Annotated in this window: 19 protein-coding genes; 9 read left to right on the forward strand and 10 right to left on the reverse strand. The window is 62.8% G+C overall.

Annotated elements, in window-relative coordinates; translation table 11 throughout:
* Nucleotides 1–455 precede the first annotated feature (455 nt).
* The 3 genes from ACTJK9_RS00060 to ACTJK9_RS00070 all read left to right on the forward strand — a co-directional run bounded on the left by ACTJK9_RS00060 (nucleotide 456) and on the right by ACTJK9_RS00070 (nucleotide 2,887).
* Entirely contained in the window at nucleotides 456–860 is a 405-nt protein-coding gene (locus ACTJK9_RS00060) for a hypothetical protein (RefSeq protein ID WP_221399441.1), read from the forward strand.
* A 40-nt stretch (nucleotides 861–900) separates the two neighbouring features.
* Nucleotides 901–1,317: an organic hydroperoxide resistance protein gene (locus ACTJK9_RS00065; protein ID WP_085610216.1), complete on the forward strand. Its 417-nt coding sequence runs from the start codon at nucleotides 901–903 to the stop codon at nucleotides 1,315–1,317.
* A 136-nt stretch (nucleotides 1,318–1,453) separates the two neighbouring features.
* On the forward strand, nucleotides 1,454–2,887 hold the full coding sequence (locus ACTJK9_RS00070; RefSeq protein WP_440811190.1) for a catalase: 1,434 nt from the start codon (nucleotides 1,454–1,456) through the stop codon (nucleotides 2,885–2,887).
* Between the two features lie 66 nt (nucleotides 2,888–2,953).
* On the opposite strand, the gene ACTJK9_RS00075 is transcribed toward ACTJK9_RS00070, so the two are convergent.
* The 3 genes from ACTJK9_RS00075 to ACTJK9_RS00085 all read right to left on the reverse strand — a co-directional run bounded on the left by ACTJK9_RS00075 (nucleotide 2,954) and on the right by ACTJK9_RS00085 (nucleotide 6,137).
* Nucleotides 2,954–4,372 (reverse strand): aldehyde dehydrogenase family protein, encoded by a 1,419-nt coding sequence (locus tag ACTJK9_RS00075; protein WP_440811191.1) that lies wholly within the window; start codon nucleotides 4,370–4,372, stop codon nucleotides 2,954–2,956.
* Between the two features lie 65 nt (nucleotides 4,373–4,437).
* The gene (locus tag ACTJK9_RS00080; protein WP_440811192.1) at nucleotides 4,438–5,187 is read right to left on the reverse strand and encodes a creatininase family protein; all 750 of its coding nucleotides are present in this window, start codon (nucleotides 5,185–5,187) and stop codon (nucleotides 4,438–4,440) included.
* 134 nt (nucleotides 5,188–5,321) lie between these two features.
* On the reverse strand, nucleotides 5,322–6,137 hold the full coding sequence (locus ACTJK9_RS00085; RefSeq protein WP_440811193.1) for an AraC family transcriptional regulator: 816 nt from the start codon (nucleotides 6,135–6,137) through the stop codon (nucleotides 5,322–5,324).
* A 133-nt stretch (nucleotides 6,138–6,270) separates the two neighbouring features.
* On the opposite strand from ACTJK9_RS00085, the gene ACTJK9_RS00090 reads away from it, so the two are divergent.
* On the forward strand, nucleotides 6,271–7,485 hold the full coding sequence (locus tag ACTJK9_RS00090) for an MFS transporter (protein ID WP_440811195.1): 1,215 nt from the start codon (nucleotides 6,271–6,273) through the stop codon (nucleotides 7,483–7,485).
* A 46-nt stretch (nucleotides 7,486–7,531) separates the two neighbouring features.
* Here ACTJK9_RS00090 and ACTJK9_RS00095 read toward each other — a convergent pair whose 3' ends face one another.
* From ACTJK9_RS00095 to ACTJK9_RS00110, 4 genes are all read right to left on the reverse strand, one after another.
* Nucleotides 7,532–8,308 carry an alpha/beta fold hydrolase gene (locus ACTJK9_RS00095; protein ID WP_440811197.1) on the reverse strand — a complete coding sequence of 259 codons (777 nt, stop codon included), beginning with the start codon at nucleotides 8,306–8,308 and terminating at the stop codon, nucleotides 7,532–7,534.
* A gap of 24 nt (nucleotides 8,309–8,332) precedes the next feature.
* On the reverse strand, nucleotides 8,333–8,842 hold the full coding sequence (locus tag ACTJK9_RS00100; protein WP_011333683.1) for a cytochrome P460 family protein: 510 nt from the start codon (nucleotides 8,840–8,842) through the stop codon (nucleotides 8,333–8,335).
* Nucleotides 8,843–8,866: 24 nt separating this feature from the next.
* On the reverse strand, nucleotides 8,867–9,910 hold the full coding sequence (locus ACTJK9_RS00105; RefSeq protein WP_440811198.1) for an alpha/beta fold hydrolase: 1,044 nt from the start codon (nucleotides 9,908–9,910) through the stop codon (nucleotides 8,867–8,869).
* Between the two features lie 71 nt (nucleotides 9,911–9,981).
* Complete coding sequence (locus ACTJK9_RS00110) at nucleotides 9,982–11,328, reverse strand: epoxide hydrolase family protein (protein WP_221399435.1); 1,347 nt, start codon at nucleotides 11,326–11,328, stop codon at nucleotides 9,982–9,984.
* Between the two features lie 216 nt (nucleotides 11,329–11,544).
* Here ACTJK9_RS00110 and ACTJK9_RS00115 point away from each other — a divergent pair, with 216 nt between their 5' ends.
* The gene (locus ACTJK9_RS00115; RefSeq protein WP_440811199.1) at nucleotides 11,545–12,774 is read left to right on the forward strand and encodes an MFS transporter; all 1,230 of its coding nucleotides are present in this window, start codon (nucleotides 11,545–11,547) and stop codon (nucleotides 12,772–12,774) included.
* Here the strand turns inward: ACTJK9_RS00115 and ACTJK9_RS00120 are convergent.
* Nucleotides 12,761–13,726: a quinone oxidoreductase family protein gene (locus ACTJK9_RS00120; protein ID WP_064595626.1), complete on the reverse strand. Its 966-nt coding sequence runs from the start codon at nucleotides 13,724–13,726 to the stop codon at nucleotides 12,761–12,763. The genes ACTJK9_RS00115 and ACTJK9_RS00120 overlap by 14 nt on opposite strands.
* Before the next feature lie 338 nt (nucleotides 13,727–14,064).
* On the opposite strand from ACTJK9_RS00120, the gene ACTJK9_RS00125 reads away from it, so the two are divergent.
* The 3 genes from ACTJK9_RS00125 (at nucleotide 14,065) to ACTJK9_RS00135 (ending at nucleotide 17,090) form a co-directional block, all read left to right on the forward strand.
* On the forward strand, nucleotides 14,065–16,026 hold the full coding sequence (locus tag ACTJK9_RS00125; protein WP_440811201.1) for a PAS domain-containing sensor histidine kinase: 1,962 nt from the start codon (nucleotides 14,065–14,067) through the stop codon (nucleotides 16,024–16,026).
* On the forward strand, nucleotides 16,026–16,397 hold the full coding sequence (locus tag ACTJK9_RS00130; RefSeq protein WP_039771030.1) for a response regulator: 372 nt from the start codon (nucleotides 16,026–16,028) through the stop codon (nucleotides 16,395–16,397). Before ACTJK9_RS00125 ends, ACTJK9_RS00130 begins: the two co-directional genes overlap by 1 nt.
* A 78-nt stretch (nucleotides 16,398–16,475) precedes the next feature.
* Nucleotides 16,476–17,090, forward strand: a complete 615-nt coding sequence (locus ACTJK9_RS00135) for a response regulator transcription factor (RefSeq protein WP_440811203.1) — start codon at nucleotides 16,476–16,478, stop codon at nucleotides 17,088–17,090.
* Here the strand turns inward: ACTJK9_RS00135 and ACTJK9_RS00140 are convergent.
* Nucleotides 17,077–19,959 (reverse strand): ATP-binding protein, encoded by a 2,883-nt coding sequence (locus ACTJK9_RS00140; protein WP_440811205.1) that lies wholly within the window; start codon nucleotides 19,957–19,959, stop codon nucleotides 17,077–17,079. The two genes, ACTJK9_RS00135 and ACTJK9_RS00140, sit on opposite strands and share 14 nt — an antisense overlap.
* A 195-nt stretch (nucleotides 19,960–20,154) precedes the next feature.
* On the opposite strand from ACTJK9_RS00140, the gene ACTJK9_RS00145 reads away from it, so the two are divergent.
* Nucleotides 20,155–22,014 carry an ABC transporter ATP-binding protein gene (locus ACTJK9_RS00145; RefSeq protein ID WP_440811206.1) on the forward strand — a complete coding sequence of 620 codons (1,860 nt, stop codon included), beginning with the start codon at nucleotides 20,155–20,157 and terminating at the stop codon, nucleotides 22,012–22,014.
* A gap of 40 nt (nucleotides 22,015–22,054) precedes the next feature.
* Here the strand turns inward: ACTJK9_RS00145 and ACTJK9_RS00150 are convergent, their stop codons facing one another.
* On the reverse strand, nucleotides 22,055–22,435 hold the full coding sequence (locus tag ACTJK9_RS00150) for a nuclear transport factor 2 family protein (RefSeq protein ID WP_039771019.1): 381 nt from the start codon (nucleotides 22,433–22,435) through the stop codon (nucleotides 22,055–22,057).
* Between the last annotated feature and the right edge of the window lie 43 nt (nucleotides 22,436–22,478).

The raw sequence follows: 22,478 nt of genomic DNA on the forward strand, positions 1-22,478 counted from the left end.
AGGGTGGTCCCGATCGGCTGCGACTGCCGGGTCTGTAGACACACGGCAATCTTCTGGCGCCGGGTTTGTGACCCGAAGCGCCGGCGGATAATAACCACGTTTTTTGTTAGGGAGGCAAACAAAATGTAGGAATTCGGTGAAATAAATATCAGCTGTTTCCTACGTCATTGTGACGATGGCAAAGAGACAGGGATGTCAAAAATGCTCGTACACCGCCCCGCCATTTCTTCCAGGCAAAGGGCATGAAAAACCCGCGCAGAGCCTTGATCGGCCAGCGGAAAAACCACCCTTTCAAGCACTGCAACAGACGGGCGCTAACAAGCGCTAACAACGCATAACTGGCAGTCATTCGGCTGTGAAGGCAGGCTTGAACCTCACCGCTGAACGCCGGCCCACCTGCAAATCTTTTCGGCAGCCGCGCTCAGTCGAACGATGGTTTTGCGAGGGATTCGACCATGGCTGAAGGTTATCGCCACACTTGCCTGTGCGAGTCAGACCGGCTCGGCAACGACGAACTGTATGCCTTGGTCGCGGGCGCCGTCCGGCATGGCCGGGGTGAGGCGCAACAGCTGTTCGCGACGGTGACACCGTTGCTCATCGCCTTCTACGAAGGTCAGGTGCAGGCCGGGCGGGTCCGTCGCGAAGACACCGGCAACCTCGTTCAGCAAGCCTTCAGGGCGCTCTATCAGGAACAGGCCGCCCATGACCCGAGCTTTCCGTTTCGCGCCTGGCTGATCGAGATCGCCCGCTCGACCCTGCTCAACAATCTTGGCCATCGCGGCGCTGAAGTCGTGCCCACGGCCGACGGGCTGGCGGGTGCATCTGCACGCGAATGTCATGAACCCACGCGGGCCACATGAACCGCCCTCCACGCTGTGAAATGCTTTTCAGGGAATGCCCATGATCGATATCGAAAAAACCCTCTACTCCGCGCATACCTGCACCACAGGCGGCCGCGAGGGCACAGGACGCAGTGACGATGGCCGACTGGATCTCAAGCTGTCGCCCCCGGGTGCGCCCGGCTCCGGAACCAACCCCGAGCAATTGTTCGCCGTGTGCTGGTCAGCCTGTTTCCTCGGCTCACTGCGCCACGCCTGCAATGCGCGCAAGATCGTTTTTCCGGCCATGGCCGGGGTGGATGCTCAAATCGACCTGGTCCACGGCGAGCACGGGTTCTTCCTGCAAGCGAAACTGGCGGTGTCACTGCCGGAGATCGAACCGCAAGTGGCGCAGCAACTGATCGACGCGGCACACCAGAACTGCCCCTACTCCAAGGCCACGCGCAACAACATCAAGGTCAGCATCACCCTCGCCTGATCTGTCCCCCGCCGACACCAGAACGCACCGTCTTCCAACCACACCTTCGTACTATCCGGCGACACCATGGTGCAATAGATCGCGCCCGGGGCTTTTGATGTGATGGCGGGAAACCGACAAAAGCCAGGAGTTGCGCATGAACAAGCTGACGACTGCCGCGGGCGCGCCCGTGGTTGATAACAACAACGTACAGACCGCCGGCCCCAGAGGCCCGATGCTGTTGCAGGACGTATGGTTGCTGGAAAAACTGGCGCACTTCGATCGGGAGGTCATTCCGGAGCGGCGCATGCACGCCAAGGGTTCCGGTGCGTTTGGCACCTTCACCGTCACCCACGACATCAGCCGTTTCACCAAGGCCAGACTGTTTTCCAGCGTGGGCAAGACCACCGATGTGTTCGTCCGCTTCTCGACCGTGGCCGGTGAGCGTGGCGCGGCAGATGCCGAGCGCGATATCCGTGGATTCGCCATCAAGTTCTACACCGAACAAGGCAACTGGGATCTGGTGGGCAACAACACGCCGGTGTTCTTTCTGCGCGACCCGTTGAAATTCCCCGACCTCAACCATGCGGTCAAACGCGACCCGCGCACCAATATGCGCAGCGCCCGCAACAACTGGGATTTCTGGACGTTACTGCCGGAAGCGCTGCATCAGGTCACGATTGTCATGAGCGATCGTGGCCTGCCGCGCACCTACCGCCACATGCACGGTTTCGGCAGCCACACCTTCAGTTTCATCAGCCCGGCGAACGAACGTTTCTGGGTGAAGTTCACCTGGAAAACCCAACAAGGCATCGAGAACCTGACCGATCAACAAGCCGCGACACTGATCGGCGATGACCGCGAAAGTGCCCAGCGCGACCTGTACAACGCCATCGAGGAAGGCCACTTCCCGCAATGGAAGCTCTACGTACAAGTGATGCCGGAGCTGGACGCCGAGACCTACCCGATCAATCCGTTCGACCTGACCAAAGTCTGGCCTCACGCGGATTACCCGCTGATCGAAGTCGGCGTGCTCGAACTCAACCGCAACCCGGACAACTACTTCGCCGACGTCGAACAGGCGGCCTTCAACCCGGCCAACGTGGTGCCCGGCATCAGCTTCTCACCGGACAAAATGCTCCAGGCCCGACTGTTCTCCTATGGCGATGCCCAGCGCTATCGCGTCGGCGTCAACCATCATCAGATCCCGGTGAACGCGCCGCGCTGCCCGGTCAACAGCTATCACCGGGACGGCCAGATGCGCACCGATGCGAATGCGGGCAGCACAATCGGCTACGAGCCCAACAGCTATGGCGAGTGGGCCGAGCAACCGGATTTCAGCGAACCACCGCTGGCCCTGAAAGGCAGCGCCGGGCACTGGAACCACCGCGAGGACGACGACTACTTCTCGCAACCGGGCGCACTGTTCCGGGCCATGTCGCCCGCCCAGCAACAGGTTTTGTTCGAGAACACCGCGCGCTCGATCCATGGCGCCAGCGCCCAGACCCGGCAACGCCACATCGATAACTGCACCCAGGCTGATCCGGCGTACGGTGCGGGTGTTGCACAGGCCATCGAAGCACTGGGCTGATCCGCAATGGCGTAAGCAAGGCAAGCAGGACAAGCAGGATTGATCCTGTTTGCCCTGCTGCCGTGGTCAGTCCTCTACGATGCTTTTCGCCTCAAGAAACGCTTCCAGCCCCGACACCCCGAATTCCCTGCCGATCCCCGACTGCTTGACCCCGCCAAACGGCGCCAGCAGTTCCGGTGCGATCCGGTTGATCAACACCGAACCGGCCTCCAGGCGCGCAGCGATGCGTCGGCCCCGTCCCGCCTCGCGGGTGAACACATACGCCTGCAAACCGTAGACGCTGGCATTGGCCAGGCGGATGGCGTCTTGCTCATCGTCATAGGCGATGATCGACAGCACCGGGCCAAAGATCTCTTCCCGGGCAATGTCCATGTCATTGCTGACGTCGGCAAACACCGTGGGCTTGACGAAATAGCCCTGGCTCAGCCCGGCAGGCCGGCCCTCCCCGCCGACGATCAATCGCGCGCCCTGCTCCAGCCCGCGCCGGATAAAACCCTGCACGCGATCAAACTGCGCCTGGTTGACCAACGGGCCGATGGCGGTCGCCGGATCATGGGGATTACCGACCACTATGGCGTCGACCAAGGCTCTTACCCGCTCGATCACCTGCGGCAAGAACGCGCGCGGCACCAACAGCCGCGTGCCGGCGACACAGGCCTGACCGTTATTCATGAAGGCGGCATTCAGGGCCATGGGGATGGCCGCTTCGAGATCCGCGTCGTCGAGCACGATGGACGCCGACTTGCCGGTGAGCGAAAGGCTCACCCGCTTCATGGTCTCGATGCCCGCGCGGGCAATGAGTTTTCCGGTGGCGGTGGAACCGGTGAACGAAATCTTCGCAATGTGCGGGCTGGTGCTGATCTCGTCGCCCACATCGCTCCCACGGCCCGAGACAATATTGATCACCCCGTTTGGCAGTTCCGCACGATGCAAGGCGAGCGCGAGCACCTGGGTCTGCAACGGGCTGAGTTCGCTCGGCTTGATGACCGAGGCGCAGCCGCCGGCAATCGCCGCCGCCAGTTTGCTGCACACCGTACCGGCGGTGCTGTTCCAGGGGGCGAACAACGCGGACACCCCGACCGGTTCCATCACGACGCTTGCACGGCCCACAGGCCGCACCAGCTCGTAGTTTTCGAGAATCTGCGCCGCGTTGACGAAGGATTGCGAGGCGTACTGGCTGACCCATTGCGCACGTGCCAACGGTGCGCCGTATTCCTCGATGGCGGTGTCGCGTATCTCCTCGGTGCTCTCCAGCACCGCCGCCTGCAGGCGCTTGAGCATGTCGATGCGCTCGGCTTTCGAGGTGCGGCCCATCGTGGTTTGCGCACGCTGGGCGGCGGCGATGGCTTGCCTGGCATCCTCGCGATTGGCCAGGGTGACCGTTCCGATGACGGACTCCGTCGCCGGGTTGATGCATTCGATCGTTTCGCGGCCCTGAACGGGCACGAACGCACCATCGATGTAGCTGTGCTTGATAGTCCACATGGCGATTTTCCCAAGGGTTGAAACAGCAACGCCCGGAACATCCGGGCGTTGGTCAGGGCGACGGCTCAGTCAGGTAGTGATTCGCGGCTGAAGGCTTGCACCTCCTGCACCAGACCGCGAGCGGCCATTTCCACCAGTTGCCGACCCTTTTCCGGCGAAGCCTGGGCCGGGTCCGAGCCCATGCGGCCGTCCGGATGACGGGCACGGAAATCCGCCGCTTCCCGGATCGGCCCCCAATTGGCGATCTGCGGCGAGTAGTCGGCCGACTTGATGGAATCGGGGTAGGCCCATTGGGTCACGGCGATTTCCGAAGGCGTGGCATGAATGCCGTGGCCGGTCGGGAACTGCTCGCGCGCCAGCTCGTTCACCCCTTCCAGGTCCCACCAGTTGCACAGCTTCAGGGCGAACCCGGCCTTGCATCGGGCGAAACTCGCTTCGGCGTACAGCTCCGAAAACGCCGCTTCGATTGACGCGATGTTGCCGCCGTGGCCATTGAGGAAAAAGATCTTTTCAAAGCCATGGGCGGCCAGCGAACGGGTCCAGTCGGCGATGGCGGCGATGAACGTCGAGGGCCTGAGCGAGATGGTGCCGGGGAAGCCGAGGTGATGTTGCGCCATGCCGATGTTGAAGGTCGGGGCAATCAGAATGTCGGCGTTTTTCTGCGCTTCATGGGCGATGATTTCCGGGCACATCCAGTCGGTGCCCAGCAGGCCGGTCGGCCCGTGCTGTTCATTGGAACCGATCGGGATGACGATGGTGCGGCTGCGTTCGAGGAATTGGGCGATTTCGGACCAGGTCGATAGGTATAAAAGCATCAGGATTCTCACTCTTCGAAGGTTCCTCGCGGAACGAGGCTGGGTGTTCAGTGCACCTGCAACAGCAGTGTCATTGATACCACCCGCCTCCCTTCGACGACAGAATACGAAGGTATCGGAATCGCCGGAACGCGCTAATCGCGGACGAGAAATTCACGGGGCGATTCGCCCATCACCCGTCTGAACATGGCACTGAAGGCACTCTGGCTGGCGTAGCCCAGATCCCGGGCAATCACCCCGACGGATTGCCCCTTGTCGAGCCGGTCGATGGCGGTCGCCAGCCGCACCTGCTGCAGCCAGTGGCGGAAATTCAGGCCGGTTTCATTGACGAACAGACGTATCAGCGTGCGCGAACTGGCACCGACCCGGTCTGCCCAATAGCCGATTGAATGGTCTTGTCCGGGGTCCTGCAGAATCGCCTCGCACACCGTCAACAGTCGCCGGTCGAGCGGCCATGGCACTTCGATCGGCAACGTCCGCGCCGCCTGCAATTCACTGAGTATCAACGCCACGATGTGCGCGTTGCGGCCTTCCTGCGGGTATTCGATCGGCTGCTCGGCCAGGGCCAGAATCAACTCACGCAGCAGTCCGGGGATCTCCAGCACTTTGCAGTGATGGCCCAGCTCTGCGCAGGCTTGCGGCTCGATGTAGATCGAGCGCATCTTGACCGCGCTGAGCATCAACTGGTCGTGGATCATTCCGGGCGGAATCCACAGCGCGCGCTTCGGCGGCAGGATCCACAAACCGCGCTCGGTGGCTACCCGCATCACGCCGTTCGAGGCATACAGCAACTGCCCGTGCCGATGCACGTGCGGTTCGTTGTATTCGCCGGTGGCCTGATCGCGGACCAGCACGGTCATCACTCGCGGCACGTCCTGATAATCGGGATAACGTTCGCTGCGCGGCGCGGAATCACGCTGGGCGATGATCTTGCGCACCTCCTGTTTCATCGCTGGAGTCTCCTGAAAACAGACCTTGATCGTGTTAAAGCGGCGATTGTCACTTTGGCGACAAACCCTGGCATTTGCCATGGCCGGCCCATTGTTAGCCTTGCGCTCATTGTTCATCAATGAGGCCTTTCCCATGGCAATCACCCGCAATCTCTCCGGCCACCAGCAGAGCGTCACGGCGGTGATCGGCCTGCTGATCCTGTCCATCGCCCTGCGGCCGCCGATCATTTCGGTGGGGCCGATTCTGTTGCTGATCCAGCAGCACTTTCAGTTGAGCTACACCCAGGCCGCGCTGCTGACCTCGATTCCTGACGTGTGCATGGGTGTGTTCGCGCTGGTGGTTCCGAGCCTGGCCAGGCGCTTCGGGATCGATCGCAGTGTGGTGGTCGCCCTGACGTTGTTGGGCGCCTCGACCTTGTTGCGGGCGATCTCGCCGAATGCATTCTTCCTGCTCGGCAGTACGTTCTTTGCCAGCATCGGCATTGCGGTTGCCGGCGCGATGACCGGCGCGTGGATCAAGACTCACTTTGCGCAACGCCCGGCGCTGTTCATGGGCATCTATGCCGGCGGCTTGAGTCTGGGCGCGACCCTCGCGGCGGTGCTCAGCGCACCGATTGCCGAGCTGGCGCAGGACTGGCGGGTCAGCGCCGGGTTCTGGAGCGTGCTGTGCCTCACCGCCATCGCCAGTTGGGTGTGGATGGCACGGCGTTTTGCGACACCGGCGCCCACCGTGAAATCGCCATCGAGCCCGAGCAAACGCCTGCCCTGGGGCAATCCGCAGGCCTGGCTGATCGCGTTGAATTTCGGGGCCGGGCAATTCGTGGTCTACGCCCTCTTCGCCTGGATGGCGCCAGCGTCGGTGGAAGCGGCCACATCCAGTGTTTCCCCGGGCGTCCTGCTGGGCATTTTTACTGCAGTGTTCGCCGTGGCCAGCGTGGGTGCGGGCCTGATTCCGGGCAAGGCCCACGACCGGCGCGGTTTGCTCGGGTGGTCGGCGTTGCTGGCCCTGCTCGGGGTGGGCGGCATGGCGTTCCTGCCGGCGTACTGGCCGATGCTGTATGTGGTGCTCGCGGCCATCGGGCTGGGCATGGGCTTTACCGTGGCCATGACCTTGCCGCTGGATCACGCCCGCACCAGCGAACAGGCCGGATTGTGGACGGTGTTCATGTTGTTCATCGGTTACCTGATCGCCGCGCTCGGGCCGCTGCTGTTCGGTGCCCTGCGCGAATACACCGGACACTATGGCCCGGCGTACACCTTGCTGTTCGCGGTACTGCTGTTGATGCTCGGCATCACCCCCCTGCTCAGACTGGCACCGGCAACTTCGCCGCAGGTGTCCGTTGCCTGAGCGGGGGGTGACAGACCTGCGACGCGCCTCGGCACGTCGCAGGGTTTCAGTTGGCCGCCGCGGCTTTTTCAATCAGCCGGGCCACCGGTGCCGGGTTCGACACCATCACCACGTGCGACGCGCCCTTGACCACCTCAACCGCCTTGGCATCCGCACGCTTGGCCATGAACGCCATCGCCTGGGGCGGGATGTTCTTGTCCTTGTCGCCGTAGATGTACCACGACGGAATGTGCTTCCAGGCCGGCGTTCCGGCCTGCTCGTTCAGCGCCGCTTCGGTGACCGGACGTTGAGTAGCCGCCATCAGCGCCGCTTGTGCAGCCGGGACATCGGCGGCGAACTGGTCGTGGAACTTGCTCTGCTGGATGTACAGGTCCTTGCCGCCGTCGGCCAGCGCAACGGGTGGTGCCAGCGTTGGTCCGAGGGTGCTGCCGGGAAACTTGCCGGCCAGCCCGGCAACGGTTTCACCGGCCTCGGGGGCAAAGGCGCTGACGTAGACCAGCGCTTTGACATTGGCATGATCGTTGGCCGCATCACTGATGACGTTGCCGCCATAGGAGTGACCGACCAGCACCACCGGCGACTGGATGCTGCTGAGCAACGCCGATACCGCTGCGCCATCGCTCTTGACGCCGCGCAGCGGATTGGCGGCGGCGATCACCGTGTAGCCATCCTTCTCGAGGATCTTCGTAACGCCGTTCCAGCTCGACGCGTCGGCAAATGCGCCGTGCACCAGCACCACCGTGGGTTTGGCGGTTTGGGCGAAGGCATTGGCACCCAGGCACAGGCCCGCAGCGATGCTCAGTGCAATCAGTGTTTTTTTCATCTGGATGTTCCTCGTATGACGGATTCAGGGAGCGTATCGAGTGAAGACAAAATCGTGGTTCTGCACCCGCGCCTGATGGCAGGCAAAGCAGGTCTGGTGCTGGGCTTCGTCGGCGGGTTTGCCGTTAATGAAACGGCCGAATCCCCAGCCACCGGTCGAGGCGTATTTGCGCGAGTCCTTGACCATCACCTGAACGGTGGTGGCCGCTCCCGGAATCGAGGCCGGCTCGAACTCCGGCGACTGCACGTGTTTCCACGCCAGCTTCACCAGCACGGTGCCGTCGGGAAACGGCAGCGTCTTGCTCTGGTAAGCCTTGATCGCCCGGTCATTGCCCAGCACTGCGCGCAGTTCATCCAGCGGCGCGGCTTCCTGGGCCGGGGCAATCAGCGCCCACTGACGATAGTTTTTCGGCAGCTTCACGCCGTAGATCGGCGAGGCGTCGCCGTCATCGGCCTCGCCCAACGCGACACCGGTGGCCGCCAGTGCCGCGAGCGCAATGGCCGCTGGCAACACGGCCCAATGGTTGAATTTCATGGTCGGATCCCCTTCGGCCGGCAATCAGAGATGATCGGCATCGATCACCGCCTGGGCGAACGCTTGCGGCGCTTCCTGCGGCAGGTTGTGGCCGATGCCGCCGCTGATCAGCCGGTACTCGTACTTGCCGATAAAGCGTTTGGCGTAGGCCTCGGCCGGTGGGTGCGGCGCACCATTGGCGTCGCCCTCCAGAGTGATGGTCGGCACGCTGATCGAGGGGAATGCCGCGAGTTTTTTCTCCAGCGAATCGTATTGCGCTTCCCCTTTGATCAGCCCCAGGCGCCAGCGGTAGTTGAAGATCGATACGGCGACGTGATCCGGATTCTGCAACGCGGCGGCGCTGCGCTCGTAAGTCGCGTCGTCGAAGGTCCACTTCGGCGAGGCCAGCTGCCAGATCAGTTTGGCGAAGTCGTGGGTGTTCTTTTCATAGCCCAGACGGCCACGCTCGGTCGCAAAGTAGAACTGATACCACCACTGCAACTCCGCCGCCGGCGGCAGCGGCGTCTTGCCCGCCTCCTGGCTGCCGATCAGGTAACCGCTCACCGCCACCAGCGCTTTCACCCGCTCGGGCCAGAGCGCTGCAACGATGTCGGCGGTGCGCGCGCCCCAGTCATAGCCGCCAAGCACGGCCTGTTTGATCTTCAGGGCGTCCATGAAGTCGATCAGGTCTTTGGCCAGCGCCGCCGGCTGGCCGTTGCGCACGGTTTTGGCGGACAGGAAACGCGTGTCGCCATAACCGCGCGCGTAGGGGATCAGCACCCGATAGCCCTTCTGCGCCAGCGCCGGGGCGACGTCGGTGTAGCTGTGAATGTCGTAGGGCCAGCCGTGCAGCAGGATGACCACCGGACCGTCGGCCGGACCGACTTCGGCGTAGGACACGTCCAGCAGTCCGGCCTTGACGTGTTTCAGCGCGCCGAACGAAACATTCGTGCCGGCGGTAATGGCGTCAATCTTGCCGGCGGGCACTTCGGCGGCGCTGGCGTATGCCGAAGCGATGCCCAGCGCAAGCGCCAGGATCGAACCGGCGAGCACGCGCCGGGATGGGGTTACAGCGTTAGAGTCAGTCATGCCGGATCTCCCTCGTGAACCGCCGGGCGGCGGTTCCGGGCTTTGGATTGAAGGGCTTGCGGATTGAAGGGCTAGCGGGCTGCCTGCGCAGCGGTTTTCTGCGCGGCGGCGCGCAGTGGCCGGAAGGCTTCGCGCAGTTCTTCGCTGAACAGTTGCGGTTGCTCCCATGCCGCGAAGTGACCGCCCTTGCTGACTTCACTGAAGTAGGCCAGCGACGGATAGGCGCGCTGCGACCAGACTTTCGGCGCCCGGTAGATTTCGTGGGGGAACACGGTGATCGCCACCGGCACCTTGATGTCGGCAGTCTTCTGCGCGGCGGCGCTGAAGTTATTGTTGTTGTTCTCCCAATAGAAACGGGAGGACGACGCCCCGCTGTCGGTCAGCCAATACAAGCTGATGTCATCGAGCATTTCATCGCGGCTCAGGACTTTCTCGGGCTGACCGTCGCTGTCGGTCCACGCGGCGAATTTTTCATACATCCACGCTGCCGTGCCGGCAGGCGAGTCGGCCAGCAGATAACCGATGGTCTGCGGCCGGGTTACCATCATTGCGCCATAAGCGGCGTTGCGACCGAAGAACTGGCTGAGCGAGTTGAAGGCCGTCACCTCCGGCGCGGTCAGCCCCGCCGGGGCCGGGTCGCCGCTGTTGATCGGCTTGACCAGTTCCGGCGGCACGGTGGCCGGCATGTTCAGGTGGATGCCCAACAAACCGGGCGGCGCCAGGCGACCCAGCGCATCGGAAATCACCGAGCCGTGATCGCCGCCCTGGGACACGTAATGGCTGTAGCCCAGACGTTTCATCAACACATCCCAGGCCTTCGCCACCCGGTCAGGGCCCCAGCCGAGCTCGGTCGGTTTGCCGGAGAAACCATGGCCGGGAATCGACGGGATCACCACATCGAACGAGTCCTCGACCTTGCCGCCATAGGCCACGGGATCGGTCAGCGGGCCGATGGTCTTGAGGAATTCGAACTGCGAACCCGGCCAGCCGTGGGTGAGGATCAGCGGCATCGCATTGGGATTGCGCGAGCGCACGTGGATGAACTGGATGTCGACGCCGTCGATGGTGGTCACAAACTCCGGCAAGGCGTTGAGCTTCGCTTCAGCCTTGCGCCAGTCATAGCCGTCGCCCCAATACTTCACCAACGCCTGGACCTGCGCCAGTTGCACTCCCTGGGACACGTCGCCGACCGTTTCCTTGTCCGGCCAGCGAGTGTCGGCGATGCGTTTGCGCAGGTCGCTCAATTTCGCTTCGTCCACATGGATGGTGTACGGGCGAATGGCTTGCGCCGGATCCGCTGCCGGGGTCGCGGCCCAGACGCCGCTGCTGCCCGCGAGTACGGCAAGGCCGAGCACGCCGCCCCTGATGGATGACGCCAGGCAATGGCGCCAGGTAAGACCGGACGAAACCGCAACCATGATGGATCTCCTTGTAGTCATTATTCGAAAGGCATCGCCAATCGGATCAGACCACTGCGCTGGCACCGGGGCGATTACACGATGGTGTCGGTCGATACCTTGGTATGACGCGTTGGCCCGGCGCGCAAAAACGCGCTCGAACTCAGCAGCGGTTAACGGGCAGAATGCGGCGGGGAAACGGCCCAATTGAATGACAGACCTGAACAAGGATTGCGGATGCGTGGGGAAACAGCGCTCGAACGCCTGAGCAGTACGCCATCGACCACTTCGCCGTGGTGGGTGATCGGGCTGTGCATGCTGTTCAACGTGATTGACGGACTCGACGTGATGGCCATGGCCTTCACCGCCAGCCGGGTTGCGGCCGAATGGGCGTTGAGCGGCGCGCAACTGGGCCTGTTGTTGAGCGCAAGCCTGGTCGGGATGGCGCTCGGTTCGCTGCTGGCCGCGCCCAGGGCCGACCGCTTCGGGCGCAGGCCTTTATTGCTCGCTGGCCTGCTGCTCAGCGGCCTGAGCATGTTGCTGTCGTTCTGGAGCCCGGATCATCACGTGTTGATGCTTTTGCGACTGCTGACCGGTATCGGCACGGGGGCGGTGCTGGTGGGGGCGAACGTGCTGACGTTCGAACACGCCAGCCCGCAGCGACGCAACCTGGCCATCGCCCTGCAATCCCTCGCCTTCGCCATGGGTGCCAGTCTGGGCGGTGTGCTGGCGCATGTACTCAATGATTTGATGGGCTGGCGGTATGTCTTTCTGGCCGGGGGTTGCATCACGCTGGCGGCGGCGTTGGTCGGTGTCTTCTGGCTGCGAGAATCGCCGTCATTTCTGGCACTTGAACACCGCGCGCCTATTTCTCCACTGTCGCCGGACATCGCTAACCGGCCGTTTTCGCCCGGTCAGTGGCAACAGACTCTATCGCTGGCACTGGCACTCTTTCTGTTGATGTTCTGCTTTTACTTCGTGATGAGCTGGACCCCGGCCCTGTTGGTCGACAATGGCTTTACCGACCAACAAGGCGCCCGGATCGGGATGCTGTTGGCGCTGGGTGGCATGCTCGGTGCCCTGCTGCTGGGACTGGCAGCCAATCGTTTCGGCTGCCGACGATTGTTGTCGGGTTTCCTGCTGCTCAACGTCGCTCTGTTGCCATTGATGCTGCCGGCTACTCGCGTCTCCGGTCTGGCGACACTCGTGGCGGTCACGCTGGGGCTGATGCTCAATGGTGCAGTCGCGGCTCTGTATGTTCTGGCCCCTCAAGCGTTCTGCACGTCGGTCCGTACGACCGGCGTTGGCGTGGTGCTGGCGACGGGGCGTCTGGGGGCAATCATTTCGCCGGTGGTCGCCGGGTTTCTGTTGGATGCCGGATGGACCGCACAACACCTGTTCACGTTTTTCGCCGGTAGCCAGGTGTTGGCGGTCCTGCTGATCTGGCGTGGCGTCAAGGGACGATGATCAGCTTGCCCGTCGTGTTGCGCGACTCGATATCGCGATGGGCCTGTTGCGCATCATCCAGTGAATAACGCTTGCCGATCACGGCTTTCAGTTTGCCGGCACTGACCCACGCGAACAGTTGCCGGGATTTTTCCAGCAGCACCTCGCGGTTGCGCACGTAGTGCATGACCGAGGGATACGTCAGCTTGATGCTGCGCGGCATGCTGAAGATATCGATCGGCGGGGTCGGGTTCATGAACGGTCCGTACAAGGCCAGGGTGCCGAAATAATCCAGCAGCTCCAGCGAGTCGGCAAACCCCTCCGCGCCCGTGCCGTCGTACACCACATTCACCCGCTGCCCGTCGGTCAGACGCATGACCTGGGCGGCAATGTTTTGCGCTCGCCCGATCACCACATAGTCCGCCCCCGCCGCGAGCACCGCCTCGACCTTGTCGGCATGAGACACCCGGCCAATGACCTTGCCGCCCAGCAGCTTGATCAACTGGGTCAGCATCAGCCCCACGCCCCCGGCCGCCGCATGCACCAAGGCTACGTCGCCCGGCTGGATCGCATGCACCTTGTCCACCAGATTGCTGGCGGTCAGGCCCTGCATCATCAGGCTGGCGGCGGTGGCGAAGTCGATATCGTCCGGCAGCGGCACCAACTGGCTGACCGGGGCGATCACCTGTTCGGCGTAGCTGCCCGGTACGTAATGCCAGGCCACGCGGTCACCGACAGCGAATTCCGTCACCTGCGGGCCACTGGCCAGGACGACGCCGGCGCCTTCTGCACCCAGCGTCAGCGGTAGCTCCCAGGCAGCGCCGAGCCCGCGTCGGGCACCGGTGTCCATGAAATTGATACCCGCCGCCATGACCTTGACCAGGACTTGTCCGGGCCCCGGTTCTGCCAGTTGAATGTCCTGCACCGTCAACACTTCGGGCCCGCCAAAGGCCTGGATAACCACTGCTTTCATAATGTTCTGCCCTGTCATCGGGACGACCGGTCCTGCTGCCTTTCGGGTGGCAGGAGCGCGGACGTCACGTTGCTTTCACTCAACGTCGAAGGACGTTGAAACCAGGTCCAAGGCTGCGCGGCGGATGTATCCCGGCGGTTTCGCCAACCCGGCGCTGTGCATGCTTGTATGGCTAGAGGGGCCGTAGATACAGTGGCTTACAAAAGCGCCACTGTGATGCCCATCGCAGTGTGCAATGTCGGCCGATATTCGCCACGGGCGACACCAAAGTATGATGGGCGAGTGCCATCCGAAGGCGCATCTTTGTTCAACGGTGACTGCACACAATGAGAATCGGTATGACGAACGAGCAGGAGCGCGTCATCGAGGACGGTCCAGGCCGCGCGGGTGACGCGGTCATGCCGGCGCCGGGGATCGACTCGATCATCGACAGCATCCCGGCCATGGTCGCCTTCATGACGCCGTCCGGTGAGCTGGAACAGGTCAACCGGCAAATCATGGAGTACATCGGCGCCCCACTCCATGAACTGAAAAACTGGCAAGCCAGCGAGACCGTGCACCCGGACGACCTGCCTTCGGTCATCGCCGCCTGGATGCACTCGGTCAGTACCGGCACGCCCTATGAAAACGAGCACCGGATTCGCCGCGCCGACGGTGTCTATCGCTGGTTCCATGTGCGCGGCCTGCCGATCAGAGACAGTGCAGGCACCATCACCCGCTGGTGCGTGCTGCAGGTCGATATCGATGAGCGCCGGCGGGACAAGGCCTTGATCGCCAGTGCCCTGGCCGAAGTCAGCGCGTCGGAAGAACGTCTGCGCGGGATCATCGACGCCGTTCCCGGTTTTGTCTGGAGCGCCTCGCCGGAAGGCAACGTCGGCTTCGTCAATCAGCGCTGGTGCGACTACACCGGCATGTCCGTCGAACAAGCCTGCGGTGACGGCTGGACGGCGTCCATCCACCCCGACGACGCGCCGGGCCTGGCGGTTTATTGGCAAGGGATTCTGCAATCGGGCAGCGCTGGCGAGTACGAGGCCCGACTGAAGCGCTTCGATGGGGTTTACCGCTGGTTCCTGATCCGCGCCGTGCCCCAGCGTGATGACACGGGGCGGATCGTGCGCTGGTATGGCGAAAACACCGACATCGAAGACCGCAAACGGGCGGAAGTCTTTTTGGCCAAGGCCCAACGCCTGAGCGCCACCGGTACGTTTTCCTGGCGGGTGAGCACCGACGAGATCACCTGGTCGGACGAGGTCTACCGCATCCTCGAACTGGACCCGGACACGCCACCCGGCTTCGAGGCGATCTATCGCCGCGTGCATCCGGACGACATCTCCAGCCATCGGGAAATGATCAAGCGCCAGCGCCGCAAGGGGCGTGACTTCGAACACGAACATCGGCTGCTGATGCCCGACGGCACGGTGAAATACGTGCGGCTGGTGGCGCACTCGATCGCCCATGCGCCGGACGGCTTCGAATACATCGCCGCCCTGCAGGACATCACCCAGCGCCGGCTCGCCGAAGAGGTCCTGAGCAAGGCGCGCTCGGAACTGACGCACCTGGCCAGGGTCGCCAGCCTTGGCGCGGTCACGGCGTCGATTGCCCACGAGGTCAATCAACCGCTGGCCGGCATCATCACTAACGCCAGCACCTGCCTGCGCATGCTCGGCGCCGACCCGCCGAATGTCGATGGCGCCAGGGAAACCGCGCGCCGCACCATTCGCGACGGCAACCGTGCGGCCGATGTGATCAATCGACTGCGGGCGTTGTTCTCGAAAAAAAGCATCACCCTTGAAAACGTCAATCTGAATGACGCGGCACGGGAAGTCATCGCCATGCTGCTGGGCGAGCTGCAACGCAACGGCGTGGTGCTGCATCCGCAATTTGCCGAGGCCCTGCCGCTGGTCAGAGGTGATCGGGTTCAGCTTCAACAGGTGATCCTTAACCTGATCATGAATGCCGCCGAGGCCATGAGTGCGATCCACGGCCGGCCCCGGCAATTGATCGTCAGCACCGGTCTGGGCTCGGACGAGAGCGTTTACCTGGCGGTGAAGGACAGCGGCAACGGCGTCGATCCGCAGGACATCGAACGCATTTTCAATGCGTTCTACACCACCAAAAGTTCGGGCATGGGGGTCGGTCTGTCCATCAGTCGCTCGATCATCGAGCGCCACGATGGGAAGCTGTGGGCCAGCGCCAATGACGGCCCGGGTACGACGTTTACCTTTGCCATCCCGCATTCGACGGACTTGCCGCAAACCGATAACCGCGACCTCGCCGATCGCACCGTGGAGAATGATTGATGGGTACGCATTTGCTCGTATCGGTGGTCGATGACGACGAATCGGTTCGTGAATCACTGCCTGACCTGATCAAGGAGTTCGGCTTCGCCGTCCAGGCGTTTGCCTCGGCGCAGGCGTTTCTGGCATCGCCCTATCTGGATCTGACTCATTGCCTGATTCTCGACGTGGCCATGCCCGGCATGTCGGGACCTGATCTGCAACGCGAGCTGCTGCGGCGTGACTATCGCATTCCGGTGATTTTCATCACCGCGCACGGCGATGCCAGCGAACAAGCGAAGCTGCTGAACAGTGGCGCCGTGGAGTGCCTGTTCAAACCGTTCAGCGAAGCCCAATTGCTCAAGGCCCTGAGTGCCGCCCTGCCCCTCGATTGAGCGTGAAGCCGAACAGAACAAGGAATCGACATGTTGAACGCGAACAACGCAATCGCCCCTTCCCGTGGAGCATTACCGATGAGTGATGTCACGCCCGTCGTATTCGTTGTCGATGACGACATTTCCGTGCGCGAGTCGCTGGAGCTGATGATCCGCTTCGCCGGTTGGCACCCACGGCTGTTCGAGTCCGCGCAGGATTTTCTCGACGCGCCCCGGGCGCTGGTGCCCAGTTGTCTGGTGCTGGACATCAACCTGCCCGACCTGAACGGCCTGGATCTGCAGACCGCGCTGGCCGATGAGCGCCACAACATGCCGATCATCTTCATCACCGGCTACGGCGATATTCCGCGCACGGTGCGGGCCCTGAAGGCCGGTGCGGTGGAGTTTCTGACCAAGCCGTTCAACGACGAGGTGATCCTCAGCGCCATGGCCGATGCGCTGCAGAGCAGTCGCGTGGCGCTTGAGGGGGAAAAGAATCTGCGCGCACTGCTCGAGGCCTACAAGACCCTGACGCCGCGCGAGCAGGAGATCATGGCTTCTGTGGTCAGCGGGCGGCTAAACAAACTGATTGCCGCCGATCTCAACATCAGCGAAATCACCGTCAAGGCCCATCGCGGCAAGGTGATGCGCAAGATGAAGGCCCGCTCGCTGGCGGATCTGGTGAAAATGGCCGCCCTGATTACGCCGGAATAGCGGGCAGGCTCTGCCAGAAGCTTTCCAGCCGACGCAAATCAAGGCTGTCGAAGCCTTCCGACGCCCGCTCGCGGCAGGCACCGAGCAACGCCCGGGCCTGATCCGGTTGACCCTGTTCAAGCCAGAACCGCGCCAGATCCATCGATGACCGCAACTCCCACGCCCACGCGCCCTGCTCGCGACTCAGCGCAATGGAATCCTCAAGAACCGCCAGCATGGCCTGAACATCGTCGGCCTGGATGACCTTGAGAATCCCGGCCTTGATTCGCAACAACTCCGGCAGCGCAAAGGCATCACCGCTTCGGCGGCAGTGATCGATGGTGCCGTCGACCAGGGTCAGTGCCTTTGGGTGTTGACCCACCAGCATCAGGCCTTCGGCCAGTGCGATTTCGAATGAGGTCGTCAGCAGTTCGTAACGCATGCCCCGCAACCGCGCCAGACTTTCCTCCAGCATGGCAACTGCTTCGCCGGGTTCCTCGGCACGGATGGCGATCGCCGCGCGCAACCCGTGGCACGCGGCAATGTAAGGGCCGAGTGCGTTGGTTTCGGCGACAGCACTGAACCGTTCGAGACTGGCAGTTGCCTTGGCAAGATCGCCGGTCCAGATATAGATGCACAGAATCCAGACCATGGCGATGCAGTAGGTAACCGGATGCTGCAACGCCGAGGCTTCGGCCTCGATCTGCTCGGCCAAGCGCCGGGCCTGATCGGGATAGCCCTGCAGCCAGAGTGACCGCGCCAGCGCCAGCCCCGTGCGATTGCGGTGATCGAAGCCGTAGTAAATCGTGTTGCTGGGATGGGACGGCAAACTGTTGCGCAACGAACTTTCCAGTTCCTGGCGGGCCAGACGCTGATTGCCGAGCAGATGATGGGAGATGCCGGTCAGCGATGCGGCAATCGCGATGGCGGCGGGCTCGTTGAGGATGTTGCCGACCACAGCGGCCTGCTCCGCCCAGGCCAGCGACGACGGGAAATCACCGATGCGCTCGTAGAAAATCTGCAAGCGGCCCAGCAGCCGCAATTGTGAGCCGTAGTCGTTCAACGCGACTGCAATGTCTTGGGCTCGGAGCAAGGCTTTTTCGGCGGCTTCACTGTTGCCTCGGGTGAACATCAGCACCAGACCGAGCGCGGCTTGCAGTTCCATTTCGGTGGGCGTGCCGTAGTACCCCAGCTCCAGCAGTTCCACCGCCCGGGAGCACCAGGTACGGCACTCGACCAGCAAGGAAAAATGCAGGAACAACGGCGCACTCGCGGCCGCCAGCGGCAACGCCAGTCCCGGATCGCCGTGGGGCCCGAAGCTCCATTCCAGCGCACCGCGAACGTTGCCCAACTGGCTGGCCAGACGCGCCGAATGACGGAAAATTTCGTCGGGCGCAGTCCCCAGATGGCCGAGCAAATCCATGTAAAACGCCGCGTGCCGGAACGCCAGCGCATTGACCTCGGCTTCTCCCCGCGCCGCCAGTTTTTCCCGGGCGTAGGCACGCGTCATCTCCAGCAAGCGATACGAATCCGTCGAGTCGCTGTGATCGACCGTGACCAGCCCCTTGCACACCAGGTCGTCGAGAATCGCAGCCGCCGCAGCGCTTTCGTGTTGCGATTCGGCCACCACCTGAGCGGCGGCTTCCTGGGAGAACGGCCCGACGAAGACCGAAAACCGCTCCAGCGCCAGACGCTCCTGCGGCGACAGCAGGTCATAGCTCCAGTCGAGCATGGCGCGCAGGGTCTGATGGCGGGGAACGGCGGTCCTGCGCCCCGACCAGCCCAGGGAGAAGCGCTCGCCGAGCAGCGCGTGGGTGGCCTTCAATCCGTGGCTGGCGACCCGCATCGCCGCCAGTTCGATCGGCAGCGCCATGCCCTCCAGCCGCTGGCAAATGTCCGCAATCATTTGCCCTCCGCCCGCTTCCAGCAACAGCGCGGCATTGCTCGACGACGCGCGTTCGACAAACAGCTTGATGGCCGGAAATGCCAACAACTCCGCAACCGAGAGGTGTTGCGGCTCACGGGGAAACTCCAGCGGATTGAGCCAGTGCACGTATTCGCCACGCACCCGCAGCGGCTCGCGACTGGTGGCCAGAACCCCGACCTCCGGCGCGGTGTCGCTGATCTGCTCCAGGAGGGTCGACACCGCGTCGATCAGGTGTTCGCAGTTGTCGATCACCAGCATCAGCCGCTGCTCACGCAAATGCGCGAGCAGGACGAACATCGGGTCTTCCGCCTGCACCGGGATGTCCAGCGATCGGGCCAGCGCCGACGGTACCAGCGCGCAGTCTTCCACTTGCGCCAGATCGACGAAACTGACGCGCTCATAGCCCTGGGCGGCGATGCGGTGCGCCACTTCGATGGCCAGGCTGGTCTTGCCGACGCCGCCGGGGCCGACGATGGTGAACAGCCTCGGTTGCTGCATGTGGTCGATGACCAGTTGCAGGTCGGTCTCGCGGCCGATCAGTTTGGCCCGGGGCGGCAGACTGCAGACGCCCTCGGCAGTTCGGGTCGCGATGGGCGCCGGTTGCACAGCGGCCTGTTTTCTTTCCAGCGGCGCGACGAAGGCATAACCCACGCCCACCTGGGTCGCGATGTAACGCGCCTGTTCCTCGCCATCCCCGAGAATCCGCCGCAGGCCGGTCATATGAAAGCGCAGGCTGCCTTCGGCCACCACGCTGTCGGGCCATACCTTGTCGATCAGGTCGTACTTGGACAGCACCCGTCCCGGTTGCTCGAGCAAGGCGATCAGCAGATCCAGCGCCCGCCCGCCGATCTCGACCGCCACACCGTTGCGGGTCAGCAGCCGTTTGCCTGGAACGACGCAGAACGGACCGAAAATGAATTGGGTCGTGAGGGATTCGTGCAATGCGTCCGGGAAAGACTCCACGAGGATCGATCTCTCTAAAAACGTAGGGGGCGCCGCCGGTTACAAGCCACCGACGCAGGCCCTTTGCATGATAGGAGTTTTGCATGGTCGTTCAAGCGCGATGAGCGGCGCTCGGTGATTGACCTGAACCTGCAGCCCCTCAATGTGATCGATAAGTGGCAGAATCCCCGCAACTGATGAATTCGGAGACCCCCAATGCTTCGCCTGTTTGAACAACGGCTCGACCCCTTCCCGCCCGACGAAGCGCCGCCACCGCCGGTCGGTCTGGCACGGTTCCTGTGGGCCTGCACCCGCGGCGCTCGCGGTTATATCCTCGCGCTGGCGCTGCTCAGTGCCGGTGTGTCGATCTACGAAGCCTGGTTGTTTTCCTTTCTGGGTCAGGTCGTGGATCTGCTCTCGACCTGGCAGGCCGGCGGTGATGCAAATGGCCAGGAGAGCCGCGTGCTGTGGGGCATCGGCCTCGTGCTGCTGACCAGTGTCGGGCTGGTGGCGCTGCGCACCATGGTTCAGCATCAGGTCTTGGCGATCAATTTGCCGTTGCGTCTGCGCTGGGATTTTCATCGGCTGATGCTGCGGCAGAGCCTTTCATTCTTTTCCGACGAGTTTTCCGGCCGGGTCACGACCAAGGTGATGCAGACCGCACTGGCGGTGCGCGAAGTGCTGTTCACCGTCATCGAGATCGCACCGGGCATTGGCGTCTATTTCATTGCGATCATCGCCCTGGCCGGCGGTTTCGCCCTGAAACTCATGCTGCCGTTCATTGCCTGGGTCGCGCTGTTCGGGCTGGCGATGCTGTATTTCGTACCGCGCCTGGGCCAGGTCGGACAAGAGCAGGCCCATGCGCGGTCGTCGATGACGGGCCGGGTTTCGGACGCCTACACCAACATCACCACCGTCAAACTGTTCTCCCACTCCAAACGTGAAGCGCACTTTGCGCGCGCGGCGATGGAGGATTTCAAGCAGACCGGTTTCCGCCAGATGCGTCTGGTCAGCCAGTTCGAGATCGTCAATCAGGCGCTGGTGGTCGGGCTGATCATGGGCGCCGGCGGCTACGCCTTGTGGCTGTGGCATCAAGGCGAAGTCGGCACCGGCGCCGTGGCGGCGATCACGGCCATGGCGCTGCGCATCAATGGCATGTCGCACTGGATCATGTGGCAGATGACGTCGCTGTTCGAAAACATCGGCACCGTGCAGGACGGCATGGGCACCCTGACCCGTGGCCCCAAGGTGCAGGATGCGCCGGACGCCGGCGTATTGGTGCCTTCCGGCGGCGCCGTGGAATTCGACAACGTGAGCTTCAACTACAACGGCGAACGCCAGGTGCTCGACGGCTTGAGCCTGAGCATCCGACCGGGGGAAAAAATCGGTCTGGTGGGCCGCTCCGGTGCCGGTAAATCCACGCTGATCAACCTGCTGCTGCGCTTCTATGACGTCGATCGCGGCGAGATTCGCATCGACGGTCAAAACATCGCAAAGGTGACGCAGGACAGCCTGCGCAGCGCGATCGGCATGGTCACTCAGGACACGTCCCTGCTGCATCGCTCCATCCGCGACAACATCGCCTACGGCCGACCGGACGCGACCGACGAACAGATCCAGCGTGCTGCGTCGAACGCCCAAGCCGCCGGCTTCATCAACCAGCTCAGCGACCGCCAGGGCCACACCGGCTATGACACGCTGGTGGGCGAACGCGGCATCAAGCTTTCCGGTGGCCAGCGCCAACGCATCGCCATCGCCCGGGTGATGCTCAAAAACGCGCCGATCCTTCTACTGGACGAAGCGACAAGCGCCCTGGATTCCGAAGTCGAAGTCGCCATTCAGGAAAGCCTCGATGAAATGATGCAGGGCAAGACTGTCATCGCCATCGCCCATCGACTGTCGACGATTGCGGCGATGGATCGACTGATTGTCATGGATGAAGGGCGCATCATCGAGCAAGGCACCCACACCGAACTGCTGGCCAAAAACGGCACCTATGCGCGACTTTGGCAGCATCAGAGTGGCGGGTTTCTGGGTGAGGATCAGGGGCTGACCGAGGCGATGGATCAGGCGTAAACGGTGCTGCCCCGGTACTGCCGGGGCAGAAGACGAGGGCTCAGGCGCTCGGGTGGGTGTGGTAGATCTTGCTGACGATCGTCCACTTGCCGTCTACCTTCAGCAGGTTGAAGAAGTCGGTGAAACGGAACCCCGACACGTTGTCGGTATCGACCCGGGCACTCGCAGCCGTGCCGACGATATCGATGCGAACGATGGCGGCTTCGGCTTCGGGGGATGGACGGAACGCGCTGTCGATGACGTCATACAGATTCTGGATCGCGCCGCCGACGAGCTTGCCGTCGTCAACCCCGAACATGGTCGCCTGCGCATTGAACGCGGGCTTCATCAAGGCGCTGTCAGCCTTTGCTCCACCTTCGTTGTACTGGCTGAGCACTTCGACGATTGCGTTGTATTCCTGCACGTAAGTTGGATGACTCATGATGAACTCCTGTTTGCTGTGAATGTTTTTTCAATCAATCCGC

Origin of the sequence: Pseudomonas sp. 22082 (genome assembly GCF_052046055.1) — a bacterium.
GTDB lineage: Bacteria > Pseudomonadota > Gammaproteobacteria > Pseudomonadales > Pseudomonadaceae > Aquipseudomonas > Aquipseudomonas pharyngis.

What these genes read in the sequence shown, in the direction of transcription:
- ACTJK9_RS00060 (WP_221399441.1), top strand. Translation starts at nt 456, where the DNA reads ATGGCTGAAGGTTATCGCCACACTTGCCTGTGCGAGTCAGACCGGCTC.
- ACTJK9_RS00065 (WP_085610216.1), top strand. Translation starts at nt 901, where the DNA reads ATGATCGATATCGAAAAAACCCTCTACTCCGCGCATACCTGCACCACA.
- ACTJK9_RS00070 (WP_440811190.1), top strand. Translation starts at nt 1,454, where the DNA reads ATGAACAAGCTGACGACTGCCGCGGGCGCGCCCGTGGTTGATAACAAC.
- ACTJK9_RS00075 (WP_440811191.1), bottom strand. Translation starts at nt 4,372, where the DNA reads ATGTGGACTATCAAGCACAGCTACATCGATGGTGCGTTCGTGCCCGTT.
- ACTJK9_RS00080 (WP_440811192.1), bottom strand. Translation starts at nt 5,187, where the DNA reads ATGCTTTTATACCTATCGACCTGGTCCGAAATCGCCCAATTCCTCGAA.
- ACTJK9_RS00085 (WP_440811193.1), bottom strand. Translation starts at nt 6,137, where the DNA reads ATGAAACAGGAGGTGCGCAAGATCATCGCCCAGCGTGATTCCGCGCCG.
- ACTJK9_RS00090 (WP_440811195.1), top strand. Translation starts at nt 6,271, where the DNA reads ATGGCAATCACCCGCAATCTCTCCGGCCACCAGCAGAGCGTCACGGCG.
- ACTJK9_RS00095 (WP_440811197.1), bottom strand. Translation starts at nt 8,308, where the DNA reads ATGAAAAAAACACTGATTGCACTGAGCATCGCTGCGGGCCTGTGCCTG.
- ACTJK9_RS00100 (WP_011333683.1), bottom strand. Translation starts at nt 8,842, where the DNA reads ATGAAATTCAACCATTGGGCCGTGTTGCCAGCGGCCATTGCGCTCGCG.
- ACTJK9_RS00105 (WP_440811198.1), bottom strand. Translation starts at nt 9,910, where the DNA reads ATGACTGACTCTAACGCTGTAACCCCATCCCGGCGCGTGCTCGCCGGT.
- ACTJK9_RS00110 (WP_221399435.1), bottom strand. Translation starts at nt 11,328, where the DNA reads ATGGTTGCGGTTTCGTCCGGTCTTACCTGGCGCCATTGCCTGGCGTCA.
- ACTJK9_RS00115 (WP_440811199.1), top strand. Translation starts at nt 11,545, where the DNA reads ATGCGTGGGGAAACAGCGCTCGAACGCCTGAGCAGTACGCCATCGACC.
- ACTJK9_RS00120 (WP_064595626.1), bottom strand. Translation starts at nt 13,726, where the DNA reads ATGAAAGCAGTGGTTATCCAGGCCTTTGGCGGGCCCGAAGTGTTGACG.
- ACTJK9_RS00125 (WP_440811201.1), top strand. Translation starts at nt 14,065, where the DNA reads ATGACGAACGAGCAGGAGCGCGTCATCGAGGACGGTCCAGGCCGCGCG.
- ACTJK9_RS00130 (WP_039771030.1), top strand. Translation starts at nt 16,026, where the DNA reads ATGGGTACGCATTTGCTCGTATCGGTGGTCGATGACGACGAATCGGTT.
- ACTJK9_RS00135 (WP_440811203.1), top strand. Translation starts at nt 16,476, where the DNA reads ATGAGTGATGTCACGCCCGTCGTATTCGTTGTCGATGACGACATTTCC.
- ACTJK9_RS00145 (WP_440811206.1), top strand. Translation starts at nt 20,155, where the DNA reads ATGCTTCGCCTGTTTGAACAACGGCTCGACCCCTTCCCGCCCGACGAA.
- ACTJK9_RS00150 (WP_039771019.1), bottom strand. Translation starts at nt 22,435, where the DNA reads ATGAGTCATCCAACTTACGTGCAGGAATACAACGCAATCGTCGAAGTG.